The organism is Paraburkholderia polaris, from assembly GCF_012927345.1.
Lineage (GTDB): Bacteria > Pseudomonadota > Gammaproteobacteria > Burkholderiales > Burkholderiaceae > Paraburkholderia > Paraburkholderia polaris.
Window position 1 is genome coordinate 31,413 of sequence record NZ_JABBGJ010000022.1, and the last position, 12,606, is coordinate 44,018.

Below are 12,606 nucleotides of genomic sequence, written 5' to 3' on the forward strand. Positions count from 1 at the left end.
CCCCTTAACGCGGGCTGCGCCAGGAGATTGACTGGTTGCCGGGTGCCGGTCTGACCAGAAATTACCACCTCCCGTGGCCTCCGTAATAACCGCCGACACCAACACCCACGCTGACGCTCGGGGCGGCGTAGTAGCCGGGGGCATATCCGTATGCCGGTGCGTAGGCATAAGGCGGTGCGACGACGCATCCGGAAAGGCCCAATGCGAAACCTATCGCAAACAGTAATTTGAGCATGAATCCTCCCTCTTTGTGAGTTGGAGGAACCGGGAGCAGCATCGTTCGGCCTGCCTTGTGACAGCAAATTACGAAGCCTCGGTTTAATCGGCTTTCATTTACAGTTGCTTACCCGTTCGACGCGTCGCGCATGCGCTGATCTGCGGGTGCTTTGGCGGTCAGAAATGAAAAACGGGCCGCAAGGCCCGTTTTCATTGATTGTCTGGCGGAGGCGGTGAGATTCGAACTCACGGAAGGATCACTCCTTCGCCGGTTTTCAAGACCGGTGCCTTAAACCGCTCGGCCACACCTCCAAGCCCTAAATTGTAACCTGAAAAATCCTCGTTGCGGCGCTCGGCGGACCTGCAATTACTGCGGATCTTTCAGAAACAGTTCTTGCAAGTCGTTCAGAAACGCCTGGCCAAGCGGCGTCGGTGCGATCTTTTCGTGGTCGCGTGTAATCAGCTTGCGCCGTTCGGCCTCCTGCAAAGCCGGTTCGATCGAGGTCATCGACATCCCCGTGCGCTCGATGAAACGATGCACCGGAAACCCTTCCACCAGCCGCAGCGCGTTCAACATGAACTCGAACGGCAGATCGCGCGGCCCGACCTCATGCTCTTCCTGCACCGCCGTCCCGGCCATCGCCTGCTCGATGAAGGTGGTCGGATGCTTGTAGCGCACCTGGCGCAGCACGCGGTTCGGAAACGACAGCTTGGTATGCGCCCCCGCGCCGATGCCGAGATAGTCGCCAAAGCGCCAGTAGTTCAGATTGTGCTTGCTCTGCCGATGCGGCTGCGCATAGGCGGAGACCTCGTAGCGTCCATAACCGGCGGCCGTCGTGCGTTCGTGAATCCAGTCCTGCATGTCGGCGGATGCGTCGTCGTCGGGGAGCGCAGGCGGGAATTTCGCAAACAGCGTGTTCGGTTCGAGCGTGAGGTGATACAGCGACAAATGCGGCGGCGCGAACGACAACGCCGTCTCCACGTCAGCCTGACATTGCGCGAGCGTCTGCTGCGGCAGCGCGAACATCAGATCGAGGTTGAAGTTGTCGAAGGTGGTCGCGGCCACTTCGACCGCATGGCGTGCTTGCGTCGAGTCGTGAATCCGCCCGAGTGCCTTCAGATGTGCTTCATTGAAACTCTGGATGCCCACCGACAGGCGATTCACGCCGCTCGCGCGAAACTGCGCGAACTTGTCGGCTTCGAACGTACCAGGGTTGGCTTCGAGCGTGATTTCCGCATCGGCGTCGAGCGGCAGCAGCGCGCGTATGTCGGACAGCATACGGTCGAGCCCGGCCGCCGACAGCAAGCTGGGCGTGCCGCCGCCGATGAACACCGTATGCACCTGGCGGCCCCACACGAGCGGCAGCGCCATCTCGAGATCGGCGCGCAGCGCGTCGAGATACTCGCTCTCCGGGAACGTGTCGCCTTTCCACTCATGCGAGTTGAAATCGCAGTACGGGCACTTGCGCACGCACCACGGAAAGTGCACATACAACGCCAACGGCGGTAACGACGTCAGGCGAATGCTGCCCGGCGACGTGAAAGCCTTGATGACGCCGTTGCCGATATCGGCCGGCGCCGGTTTGATCGGAATCACGCTTCCTCCGTCAAACGCGCGAGCAGTTGGCGCAATGCAATCGCGCGATGGCTGCTGGCGTTCTTCACCGCTGGTTCGAGTTCCGCGGCGCTCGCATTCAGCGACGGCAGGAAGAAGTACGGGTCATAGCCGAAACCATGCTCGCCGCGCGGCGCATCCAGCATTTCGCCGTGCCAGCGGCCTTCGGCGATCAGCGGTTCGGGATCATCCGCATGACGCACGAGCGCCAGCACGCAGTAGTAATACGCGCGACGATCGGTTTCGCCTTGCAAGGCTGAAACGAGCTGTGCATTGTTCGCCGCATCGCTCTTCTCGCCGCCGGCGAGTTGCGCGTAGCGCGCCGAATAAACGCCGGGCGCGCCACGCAGTGCGCGCACGCACAAGCCGGAATCATCGGCGAGGGCGGGCAGGCCGGTGAGCTTCGCCGCGTGACGTGCCTTGGTCAGCGCGTTTTCGACGAAAGTCGGATACGGCTCTTCCGCTTCCGGCACGTTCAACTCGCCTTGCGGAATCAGGTCGATGCCGGCCGCGCCGAGCAGCGCCGCGAACTCGCGCAGCTTGCCCGCGTTGTTCGACGCCAGCACGACTTTTTTCAACGGCGAGTCAGACGCAACCGCGCCGTTGTCTTGACGAACCTCACTCACTCTTTTGCTCCAACGCTTCTTTCTGTTTCGCGATCAGCGTGTTGATGCCGTCGCTCGCCAGATCGAGCAGCGAATTCATTTCATCGCGCGAGAAAGGCACGCCTTCGGCCGTGCCCTGAATTTCGACGAAGCCGCCCGCGCCCGTCATCACCACATTCATGTCGGTGTCGCATTGCGAATCTTCGTCGTAGTCGAGATCCAGCACCGGCAGACCGTCGTACACGCCGACCGAAATTGCCGCGACGTAATCGGTAATCGGCGAGCTTTCGATGCGGCCCGTAGCCAGCAACCCTGCCACCGCGTCATGCGCGGCAACGAACGCGCCGGTGATGCTGGCCGTGCGCGTACCGCCGTCGGCCTGGATCACGTCGCAATCGATATGCAGCGTGCGTGCGCCGAGCTTCTCGAGATCGAACACCGAGCGCAGGGCGCGGCCGATCAGACGCTGGATCTCCTGAGTGCGGCCGGTCTGCTTGCCGCGCGCCGCTTCACGGTCGCTGCGGGTATGCGTGGCGCGCGGCAGCATGCCGTATTCGGCGGTCAGCCAGCCCTGGCCGCGGTCGCGCAGGAACGGCGGCACGCTCTCGGCGATGCTCGCCGTGCAAATGACTTTGGTGTCGCCGAATTCGACCAGCACCGAGCCCTCCGCATGCTTCGTGTAGTGGCGCGTGATGCGCACGTCGCGCAGCTGATTGGCCTGGCGGCCGCTGGGGCGTTGGGTGTTGTTGGTCATGTTGGGATCGGTATGGAAGAAAAGCAGGAGGGAAAGCGCAATTTTACCGCCGATCGCGCCGGGCGCGGGGCGGCCTGTCCGTCGGACGGCTGCCCGCATGTGCCGGGGCTCTGCGCGAGGTAGTGCTGCGCGCCTGGCGGCCTTCGTGCTGCCCTGGTGTGAAGGGGCCTTGTCGGTAAAAATGGGATAATACGGATTCTCCGCCCCGCGTCTCGTACACGCCGGGCGATTCGACTCTCCGGCCATCGTCAACCGCATGGCCACAATCGCGAGAAATACGATGATCTACAGCATGACTGGCTATGCGAGCGCCACGCGCGAACTCGTCGCGGCCTCAGGCACAGGTGGTGTGAGCGTGTCGGTCGAACTGCGCACGGTGAACTCGCGCTTTCTCGATCTGAACTTCCGGATGCCGGAAGACGTGCGCGTTTGCGAACCGACGCTGCGCGAAATGCTGATGAACAAGCTCTCGCGCGGCAAGGTCGATATTCGTATCAACCTGCAACGCAGCGAACAGTCGGCCAACGCAGGTTCCGTCAATCGCGATGCGCTGACGCAACTCGCGCTGCTTGAGCGCACCGTGCTGTCGACGTTCCCGGAAGCAGGGCGCCTGCGCACCGGCGAAATTTTGCGCTGGCCGGGCGTGCTGGCCGAAACCGGCGTGGCGCCGGAAGTGCTGCGCGATGCGGTGCTCGCATGCGGCAAGCAGGCGATTATCGATCTGATCGACGTGCGTGCCCGCGAAGGCGCGCAACTGGCGACGGTGCTGCTCGCCAACGTCACCGAAATGGAAGCGATCGTCACGAAGATCACGCCGCTCGTGCCGGAGTTGATCGCCAAGCATCAACAGAAGATCGTCGAACGTCTGCAGGAAGCGCTCGGCATCGCCGCGCCCGATACGGCAGCGACGAGCGTTTCGCGGGAAGAAATCAACGAACGGATCCGCCAGGAAGTGACGATGTACGGCATCCGCATCGACATCGCCGAAGAACTGTCGCGCCTGACCGCTCACCTGAACGAAACGCGTCATGTGATCGAGAAGGGCGGCAAGGTCGGCAAGCGCCTCGACTTCATGATGCAGGAACTGAACCGCGAAGCGAACACGCTCGGCTCGAAGGCGGCTGCGAAGGAGCTGGCCGATTCGTCGATGACCCTGAAGCTGCTCATCGAACAGATGCGCGAGCAAGTACAAAATCTGGAATAAAGCTGGAGCAACACGAATATGACCGACCACACACGCGAACACAGCGCACCGCGCAATCCTTACGCCGGTGCTTATCCCGGCAATCTGTTCATGGTTGTCGCGCCTTCGGGCGCGGGCAAGTCGACGCTCGTGAACGCGCTGCTCGCCGGCGACGACGCGATCCGTCTGTCGATTTCGTACACGACGCGCCCGCCGCGTCCGAAGGAGCAGGACGGCGAGCACTATCACTTTACGACGGTCGACGATTTCCTGACGCGTCACGCGGCTGGCGAGTATCTGGAAAGCGCGGAAGTGCACGGCAACTACTACGCGACCTCGCGCGTGTGGATCGAAGAGCAGATGAAAAGCGGGCATGACGTGCTGCTCGAAATCGACTGGCAAGGCGCGCAACAGGTGAAGAAACAGTTTCACAACGCAGTCGAAATTTTCATCTTGCCGCCCTCCCTGGATGCGCTCGAAGAGCGGTTGAAAAAGCGCGGCCAGGACGAACCGAACGTGATTACGCGCCGTTTGCTCGCAGCCGGCAGCGAGATGGCGCACGCGGCCGAAGCGGAGTATGTCGTGATCAACGACAACTTCGATCGCGCGCTCGGTGAACTGCGGTGCCTCGTGGCCGCGACGCGTTCGCGCTTCGCTTCGCAATACGCGCGCCACACGCAGCTTTTCGTGCAGCTCGGCATTCACCTGCCACACGCGTGAGCGCGGCGGTGTGTCGAGCACATAAGGTAGAATAAGCAACATACTGAGAAGGAACCCAACATGGCCCGCATTACCGTCGAAGACTGCCTCAAACAGATTCCGAACCGTTTCGAACTCGCGCTTGCCGCGACCTATCGCGCGCGTCAGCTCGCTCAAGGTCACACGCCGAAGATCGAAAGCCGCGACAAGCCCACAGTCGTCGCATTGCGTGAAATCGCAGCTGGCCAGGTTGGCGTCGAAATGCTGAAGAAGGTGCCGGTTTAAGGCGCGCTGTTCGGTTTTCGATTGCCCGCATTTGCTACACCGCATTTGCCACATGTAATTGCTCAACGTGCAGACCGGCGTCCAACCCTAACCGCTACGGAGGCGAAAATGAGTGCTACCCCGCCCACCGCCACGGAAGTGGAACACGACGCCGACTCGCCCTCGTCTGCACGGAAGTACATCGACGCGGTCCTTGAACAGTCGTTTCGCCATCTGTTCGGGCCGACCGCCACGCCGGAGCAACCGCGTCGGCATGACGTCGTTTCGATCGCCAAGCTGACATCCGTTCTGTCCGGCTATTTGCAGCCGGAAGAGATCAAGGACATCAAGGCGGCGTTCCATTTCAGCGACGAAGCCCACCTCGGCCAGTATCGCCAGAGCGGCGAGCCCTACATCACCCATCCTGTCGCCGTCGCGGAAATCTGCGCCGGCTGGAATCTCGACGCCCAGTCGATCATGGCGGCGCTGCTGCATGACGTGATGGAAGACCAGGGTGTGACCAAGGCCGAACTCGCCGAGCGATTCGGCGCGAAGGTCGCGGAACTGGTCGACGGGTTGTCGAAGCTGGACAAGATGGAGTTTCGCAATCGCGAAGAAGCGCAGGCGGAAAACTTCCGCAAGATGCTGCTCGCAATGGCGCGCGACGTCCGCGTGATTCTGGTCAAGCTCGCCGACCGGCTGCACAACATGCGCACGCTGGGTGCGGTGCCGCATGAAAAGCGCCGCCGCGTGGCGCGCGAGACGCTGGACATCTACGCGCCGATCGCGCACCGGCTTGGCCTGAACAATACCTATCGCGAGCTGCAGGACCTGAGCTTCGCGAACTTCAACCCGCATCGCTACGCCACGCTCGAAAAAGCCGTCAAGGCCGCGCGCGGCAACCGGCGTGAAGTGGTTGGCAAGATTCTGGAGTCGGTGCAGCGCGCGATTGCCGACGCGAAGCTCGACGCCGAAGTCACCGGCCGCGAGAAAACCATCTTCAGTATCTACAAGAAGATGCGCGACAAGCAGTTGTCGTTCTCGCAGGTGCTCGACGTGTACGGCTTCCGTGTGGTGGTCGAAAGTGCGCTCGAGTGCTACACCTGCATCGGCGCGCTGCATGCGCTCTACAAGCCGGTGCCGGGCAAGTTCAAGGATTACATCGCGATCCCGAAGGTGAACGGCTATCAGTCGTTGCACACCACGCTGGTCGGCCCGTTCGGCGCGCCGATCGAGTTCCAGGTGCGCACGCGCAAGATGCACGAGATCGCCGAAGCGGGCGTCGCTGCGCACTGGTTGTACAAGAACGGCGGCGCGGATCTGAATGATGTGCAGAAACGCGCGCACCAGTGGCTCAAGTCGTTGCTCGACATTCAGAGCGAAGCGGGCGATTCGAGCGAATTCCTGGAGCACGTCAAGATCGATCTGTTCCCGGACGCGGTCTACGTGTTCACGCCGAAGTCGAGGATCATGGCGCTGCCGCGCGGCGCCACAGCGCTCGACTTTGCGTATTCGATCCACAGCGACCTGGGCAACCAGTGCGTCGCAGTCAAGATCAATAACGAACTACTGCCGTTGCGCACTGAGCTGAAGAGCGGCGACATTGTTGAAGTGATCACCGCGCCGTATTCGAAGCCGAACCCGGCCTGGCTGGGTTTCGTGCGCACCGGCAAGGCGCGTTCGGCAATTCGCCACTATCTGAAGACGATGCGTTTGAACGAGTCTGTACAGCTCGGCGAGCGTCTCGTCGACCAGGCGCTGAAAGGCTACGGGCTGGCGCTGTCGGACGTGACGCCGGAAGCGTGGGAAAAGCTCGTGCAGTGGACGGGCAACAAGAATCGTCAGGAAATCTTCGCGGATATCGGTCTTGGCCGGCGTGTCGCCGCGGTCATGGCCAAGCGTATCGAAGTGTTGATGAGCGGCCGCGACGCCGACGACGACGGCTCGCGCGACGGCACGGCGCCGCATGCACCGCCGGTCGTCATCACCGGTACCGAGGGCATGTCGGTGCAGTTGTCCGCGTGCTGCCGTCCGATTCCGGGCGACGACATCATGGGTTACATCGGCATCGGCCTCGGCATGGCCATTCACACCACGGATTGCCGCGTCGCGCAGCGTATCCACAAGCGCGATCCGGGCCGCTGGATCGACGTGGCGTGGGCGCCGCAACCGGGGCGTCTGTTCGACGTCGCGGTGAAGGTGCTGGTCAAGAACACCAAGGGCGTATTCGCCCGCGTGGCGGCCGACATCACGTCGGCGGATGCGAACATCGTTCACATCGCGATGGACGAAGACCTGTCGCAAGAATCCACGGTGCTGCGCTTCGTGATCCAGGTTAGCGATCGCGTCCATCTCGCCAACGTCATGCGCCGCGTGCGTACCAATCCGGACGTGATGCGCATTGCGCGCGAGCGGCCGAGCGAGGAAGGGCATCACCGTCACGACGGTGGGATGCGGATCGACCGCGAGCGGGCGGATTACTGATCTGACGGCTGGCTGAGTCTGCTCGTCGGTGTGGACGTCCGGTCGCCTCGGGCGGCTTGAGGCGGCTCTCGTCGAATCTGAACGCACCCACTGCCAGCGAGTCTCACCGGTTCTTCAGGGAGAACGCTTATGAACGTAGCTGACCTCACCGGCGTGGCGCTCGACTATTGGGTCGCCCGCAGCCTGCACGACTTCGTGCGCGAAATCTACTTTACCGACGGCGGCGAAACCGTCTCTATCCGCGGCAATGACCGTGGCCGCTCATGGGACGGCCGTTTTACGCCGTCCACGTCATGGGAAGCGGCAGCCGCGGTGCTGGAGCGTGCGCAACGGCTGGAGGTGCGTGAGCGGACCGATCGTGGCGCGGCACATTGCATCGCGGAATTCGAAGGCGGCCACCGAACTGTGGAAGGGCGGGGAGACTCGCTGCGGATCGCGCTGCTGCGGGCATTCGTCGAAAGTCGCTTCGGCAACAACGTGGACGATGTGTTACGCCAGGCGCAGGCGGTCACTGGCGAGCGTGCGGAGCCGATCGGCGAGGAATCCGTGGGAAGTTCATTCGAGGATATGCCGAGTCCCGACGGGCAGATCGGTGATATTCAGTCGGCACCGCGATAGTTGCCGGGACGTCTGCGGGGGCCTGTGGGCTTGGCTTGGCGGGGCAGACGCGCTGAAGGAAAACGGCTACGCAAAAACAAAGGGCCTTCCGATCGGAAGGCCCTTCATAGGTGGTGCGGCTGGCAGGATTCGAACCCACGACCCCTTGGTTCGTAGCCAAGTACTCTATCCAACTGAGCTACAGCCGCACGCTAAACAGGTGATGCTAATTTCTATGATACAGCAATGAAACCGGGTAAAACATAAGGCCTCCCCGGAGGGAGGCCCTCGAATAAGTGGTGCGGCTGGCAGGATTCGAACCCACGACCCCTTGGTTCGTAGCCAAGTACTCTATCCAACTGAGCTACAGCCGCACGCAGAAACGAGATTATAGCAAAGGTTTTCAAAAAGGGAAGCATGTAACTGCGATTTGTCTCATTGCCCTGATCGTGTACCCTTGATAGGCAGTCGCTTGCTGCAGTTAACGGACCATCATGAACAAGGCCTTTGTCAAAGAGTCGAGTGAAGAGAATGACGACGATCTCGACGTCGCGCAGCCCGAAATCCCGCCGGGCACGAAAAACTACATCACGCCCGCCGGTTACCGGCGTATGCGCGATGAACTGCTGCATCTGATCGATGTCGAGCGGCCGGAGGTAGTCAGACTGGTGTCGTGGGCGGCCTCGAACGGCGACCGCTCTGAAAACGGCGATTACATCTATGGCAAACGCCGTCTGCGAGAAATCGATCGGCGGATCCGCTTTCTGACCAAGCGCCTCGACATCGCCGAAGTGGTCGACAGCAGCAAACAGGAAAACGTCGATCAGGTTTTCTTCGGCGCAACCGTCGAATACGCCACGGAAGACGGCGAGGTGCATACCCTGACAATCGTTGGCGTCGATGAGGTCGATCTGGATGTTGGCCACGTAAGCTGGATCTCGCCGATCGCGCGGGCGCTGCTCAAGGCAAAAATCGGCGATACGGTGACTTTGTACACGCCGGCTGGCCCGCAGCCGATAGATATTCTGGACGTCAAATATCCGCTGCCGGATACTGGTGGCTAGGCCAATGCGTTGGCGTGCAGGATGCGGCGGGCGAGGGCGTCCGCGTCAGGTTATTTCGACGCAATCGCTTGCGCAGGGATCGAAACGTCGCGCGTGGTGGCGTCGGCCAGCAGGGCGTGAACCTGATCCAGCAGACCGTCTCCCCTCGGTATAGCGTGCTTTCGGTGCAGCATAAAAAAGGCGCCGCGAACGGCGCCTTCGATACTGCAGGTGTTGTTGCCAACTGCTTTAGAAGCGGTGACGCAGACCAGCGGTCACAGCGACTTGCTTGTTGTTGTTCGAAGCGCTCAGCCCGTTGATGTCGGCATCGACGATGGCGTTTTCGTTGGCTTGCTGATATTCGCCTTGCAGGTAGACGTCCGTACGCTTGGACAGCGCATACGCCGTTTGCAAGTTGAACTGGTTCCAGTGCGGACGCGTACCAGCCAGGCTTGCGCGCGTGTACGTGTACGAACCGGCGACGCTCACTGCCGGCGTCAGAGCATAGCGAGCGTTAGCTTCGAAGTTCTGGAAGTGGGCGCTGTTGGGGTTGGCGAATCCAATGCCAGCCGATTGACCCGACGCGCCCGCGCCGATGCCAGCCAGACTCGACAGATTCGTTTGCGAGTACACGAGGCCGACCGTTGCCGGGCCGAACGCATAGTTAGCACCTGCGCCCCACGTTTGCTGGCGGCCAGCAAAGAACGTGTTGTCGCTTGACACGGCGCCGCCCGAATTGAACGCCGCAGCCGCGCCGGTGGCGCCGTTGCTGTTCAGTTGCAGGTAAGCGGCAGCGAGGTTCAGCCCGCCCCAGTTGTACGATGCGCCCGCGCTGTAAGCACGATTGTTGGCGAAGCCGTCAGCCTGGTTCGAGAAGCCGTACAGAGCGCCGAACTTGAAGCCACCGTAGTTCACGCTCTGGTACTTGACCGAGTTGTTGACGCGGAACGAGTTGTTCAGATTGTCGTTATCGAACGGGTGCGCGAACTGCGTGCCGCCGTATTGGGTGCCGGTGAGTGCTAGCGGAGCAACGTAGTCAACCATGCTGTCGTACTGACGGCCGAGGGTCACTGCGCCGAACTGGTCGCTCGTCAGACCGACGAACGCTTGACGGCCGAATTCGCGGCCACCTTGTTTCAGCGTGCCGTCATTAATGCCGAAGCCGTTTTCCAACGTGAAGATGGCCTTGAGACCGCCGCCCAGATCTTCAGAACCACGCAAGCCCCAACGGCTGCCGTTGACCGAGCCACTCGTTTCCTGCCAGTTGCTGTGGCCGTGCTGGTTGTTGGTATAGGTGATGCCGGCGTCGATCAAGCCATACAGCGTGACGCTGCTCTGGGCATGTGCTGCCGTTGCAAAAACGCCCGTGAGGGCCGCGACCATGAGTGTCTTTTTCATCTTGTAACTCCGAGAGCGAGAGTGGGCATTGAACCCAGGCTTAAGGAGACCTTCACGCGGGCGCTGCGAGAGGCGAAATCCGCATGAGAAGCGCGTTGTACTCCAAACGCACCGGTTTCCGATTAGGCAGAGTGTAGATAGACACTCGTAAAACGGACGTTCCGGTTTTCGCAATAAAGTATTACTGGATGTGAAACGATAGGCGCGTGCCGCCTGAGCCTTGTTGATAAAGGCTTGCAGCGTTATTGAGGGGGAATGGAAGGCGAGTCAACGCGAATCGCGTTGCTCATTTACTACAATAATCGATGCAAAAAAACAACGCGATAAATCGTAACGAAAGATTGTTGTCGCAATAGCAATAGATGATTGTTGATTGTGCGAATAATCGAAATCGTTTAAGCAGCTATACTGAAATCTCTGCTTTCCGAAGCGGACTTTTTCGTTGACGAAAAAGATCTCCAAACCTTTGTCGGCGCGACTTCCCAGTCGCGCTTTTTTTTCGCCTGCCGATTGCCGAATCGCGGATGTCAGTTAGTGCGCCGGCGCAGCGCTGTCCACTTCGCTCCAGTCGGTCGCTATGGGGGTGCTCCAGTCTTCCATGACATAGCGGCGCGCGTCCATGGGGGACGACAGCAGGTTTTGCCAATGGTCCCCATGCCACATAGGATCAAATTCGAAGGCTGAAGGCGACGCGGCGATCGGACCGGACTGAGCGGGAACCGTCTTTACATGTGATTGGGTGAGCCAGGTGATGAGGCGGTGGAATTCATTGAACAGCATGGCAACCTCCTGACGCGCATTACTTCCCGCTACTGATTTCCATCATGCTGCCGTGGGTGCGGGGCAACAACTCGGACAAACACTTACTGAAAACATGTTTTGTTACATATGCTCACCGGCATGCAGAATTTTTTCCCGAAATTGTTTATTTCCAGCTTTGAATAAGTAATATTGACGTGAATGGTTGTTCAGTCTTCGCTGAATATGCTGTCATGGTTTCGATTCATCCGGCATTGAGTTATTGTGCTGCGCGCTAAGGACATACGAAAAATTCTCTTGACGTTGATTCTTCGTTCCCCGTATAACGGCAATGCTGAATTTCAATCGCCAGCTCTGATAGTGCAGCGCCTTCAGAAATGCTCGTTCGCAGACGAAATGGCCATGAAATTCATCTGAGGGCAATGCCCGATTTTGATAAATCATCGAGGGAAACTGGAATATGGAAACTGGTATCGTCAAATGGTTCAACGATGCTAAGGGCTTTGGCTTCATTACATCGGATTCGGGTGGCGAAGACCTGTTCGCGCACTTTTCGGAGATCCGCACTGAAGGTTTCAAGTCGCTCAAGGAAAGCCAGCGCGTTTCCTTCGAAGTCAAGGCTGGCCCGAAGGGCAAGCAAGCGGCGAACATCCAGCCGCTGTAAGTTGCACTGCGCTGCTCCGCGCGTGTCGCCGGGCAGTCTGATCGCAAAAAAGCCTTCGCGAGATGCGAAGGTTTTTTTATGGCTGGACATTATTGTCTGTGTGGATGAGGCAATTAACTATCTGGTTCGGATTAAATGTGCGGAGAGGTGGAAGATAAGATGACGTTTTTTGAATTTCAAACCGGCGCCATGACAATATAATAATTCGCAGCTTTATGTGCTCTTCGTGGATCGTGCAGAAATGCGGTCTTTGCACTGCACGGCGCCAAAGGTAACGCAATGCTGGCTGGGTGCGAGGCGGCTAACTGGTGCATACTTGCCGCAA

General features: G+C 60.0%; 12 protein-coding genes and 3 tRNA genes. 7 read left to right on the forward strand and 8 right to left on the reverse strand.

Annotation, left to right across the window (positions count from 1 at the left end; all coding sequences use genetic code 11):
* Positions 1-438: 438 nt before the first annotated feature.
* The 4 genes from HHL24_RS20800 to rph form a co-directional block, all read right to left on the reverse strand.
* Positions 439-528, reverse strand: a tRNA-Ser gene (locus HHL24_RS20800).
* A gap of 55 nt (positions 529-583) precedes the next feature.
* Entirely contained in the window at positions 584-1,813 is a 1,230-nt protein-coding gene (hemW, locus tag HHL24_RS20805; RefSeq protein WP_169487300.1) for a radical SAM family heme chaperone HemW, read from the reverse strand.
* A complete protein-coding gene (gene rdgB, locus HHL24_RS20810; protein WP_169487301.1) occupies positions 1,810-2,457 on the reverse strand; it encodes an RdgB/HAM1 family non-canonical purine NTP pyrophosphatase in 648 nt (215 codons plus the stop codon). The genes hemW and rdgB overlap by 4 nt, the downstream gene beginning before the upstream one ends.
* The gene (rph, locus tag HHL24_RS20815; RefSeq protein WP_169487302.1) at positions 2,450-3,190 is read right to left on the reverse strand and encodes a ribonuclease PH; all 741 of its coding nucleotides are present in this window, start codon (positions 3,188-3,190) and stop codon (positions 2,450-2,452) included. Before rph ends, rdgB begins: the two co-directional genes overlap by 8 nt.
* 280 nt (positions 3,191-3,470) lie before the next feature.
* On the opposite strand from rph, the gene HHL24_RS20820 reads away from it, so the two are divergent.
* From HHL24_RS20820 to HHL24_RS20840, 5 genes are all read left to right on the forward strand, one after another.
* Entirely contained in the window at positions 3,471-4,394 is a 924-nt protein-coding gene (locus HHL24_RS20820; protein ID WP_169487303.1) for a YicC/YloC family endoribonuclease, read from the forward strand.
* Between the two features lie 18 nt (positions 4,395-4,412).
* Entirely contained in the window at positions 4,413-5,093 is a 681-nt protein-coding gene (gene gmk, locus HHL24_RS20825; protein WP_169487304.1) for a guanylate kinase, read from the forward strand.
* Positions 5,094-5,153: 60 nt separating this feature from the next.
* Positions 5,154-5,357, forward strand: a complete 204-nt coding sequence (rpoZ, locus tag HHL24_RS20830) for a DNA-directed RNA polymerase subunit omega (protein WP_006025620.1) — start codon at positions 5,154-5,156, stop codon at positions 5,355-5,357.
* Between the two features lie 108 nt (positions 5,358-5,465).
* Positions 5,466-7,820, forward strand: a complete 2,355-nt coding sequence (locus HHL24_RS20835; protein ID WP_169487305.1) for a RelA/SpoT family protein — start codon at positions 5,466-5,468, stop codon at positions 7,818-7,820.
* Positions 7,821-7,949: 129 nt separating this feature from the next.
* Positions 7,950-8,438 (forward strand): phage protein NinX family protein, encoded by a 489-nt coding sequence (locus tag HHL24_RS20840; RefSeq protein WP_169487306.1) that lies wholly within the window; start codon positions 7,950-7,952, stop codon positions 8,436-8,438.
* Between the two features lie 111 nt (positions 8,439-8,549).
* Here HHL24_RS20840 and HHL24_RS20845 read toward each other — a convergent pair.
* A tRNA-Arg gene (locus HHL24_RS20845) sits at positions 8,550-8,626 on the reverse strand.
* Positions 8,627-8,714: 88 nt separating this feature from the next.
* Positions 8,715-8,791, reverse strand: a tRNA-Arg gene (locus HHL24_RS20850).
* A gap of 120 nt (positions 8,792-8,911) precedes the next feature.
* On the opposite strand from HHL24_RS20850, the gene greB reads away from it, so the two are divergent.
* Positions 8,912-9,481 (forward strand): transcription elongation factor GreB, encoded by a 570-nt coding sequence (greB, locus tag HHL24_RS20855; protein ID WP_169487307.1) that lies wholly within the window; start codon positions 8,912-8,914, stop codon positions 9,479-9,481.
* A 228-nt stretch (positions 9,482-9,709) separates the two neighbouring features.
* Here greB and HHL24_RS20860 read toward each other — a convergent pair whose 3' ends face one another.
* Together HHL24_RS20860 and HHL24_RS20865 are read right to left on the reverse strand one after the other, a co-directional pair.
* Positions 9,710-10,858 (reverse strand): porin, encoded by a 1,149-nt coding sequence (locus HHL24_RS20860; RefSeq protein WP_169487308.1) that lies wholly within the window; start codon positions 10,856-10,858, stop codon positions 9,710-9,712.
* A 531-nt stretch (positions 10,859-11,389) separates the two neighbouring features.
* A complete protein-coding gene (locus tag HHL24_RS20865) occupies positions 11,390-11,638 on the reverse strand; it encodes a hypothetical protein (protein ID WP_169487309.1) in 249 nt (82 codons plus the stop codon).
* 439 nt (positions 11,639-12,077) lie between these two features.
* Here HHL24_RS20865 and HHL24_RS20870 point away from each other — a divergent pair, with 439 nt between their 5' ends.
* A complete protein-coding gene (locus HHL24_RS20870; RefSeq protein ID WP_054037310.1) occupies positions 12,078-12,281 on the forward strand; it encodes a cold-shock protein in 204 nt (67 codons plus the stop codon).
* Positions 12,282-12,606: the final 325 nt, after the last annotated feature.

Bases quoted from the DNA above. Each gene is read 5' to 3' on its own strand.
- HHL24_RS20870 (WP_054037310.1), top strand. From the start codon at position 12,078: ATGGAAACTGGTATCGTCAAATGGTTCAACGATGCTAAGGGCTTTGGC.
- HHL24_RS20865 (WP_169487309.1), bottom strand. From the start codon at position 11,638: ATGCTGTTCAATGAATTCCACCGCCTCATCACCTGGCTCACCCAATCA.
- HHL24_RS20860 (WP_169487308.1), bottom strand. From the start codon at position 10,858: ATGAAAAAGACACTCATGGTCGCGGCCCTCACGGGCGTTTTTGCAACG.
- HHL24_RS20835 (WP_169487305.1), top strand. From the start codon at position 5,466: ATGAGTGCTACCCCGCCCACCGCCACGGAAGTGGAACACGACGCCGAC.
- HHL24_RS20820 (WP_169487303.1), top strand. From the start codon at position 3,471: ATGATCTACAGCATGACTGGCTATGCGAGCGCCACGCGCGAACTCGTC.
- gmk (WP_169487304.1), top strand. From the start codon at position 4,413: ATGACCGACCACACACGCGAACACAGCGCACCGCGCAATCCTTACGCC.
- greB (WP_169487307.1), top strand. From the start codon at position 8,912: ATGAACAAGGCCTTTGTCAAAGAGTCGAGTGAAGAGAATGACGACGAT.
- rpoZ (WP_006025620.1), top strand. From the start codon at position 5,154: ATGGCCCGCATTACCGTCGAAGACTGCCTCAAACAGATTCCGAACCGT.
- rph (WP_169487302.1), bottom strand. From the start codon at position 3,190: ATGACCAACAACACCCAACGCCCCAGCGGCCGCCAGGCCAATCAGCTG.
- HHL24_RS20840 (WP_169487306.1), top strand. From the start codon at position 7,950: ATGAACGTAGCTGACCTCACCGGCGTGGCGCTCGACTATTGGGTCGCC.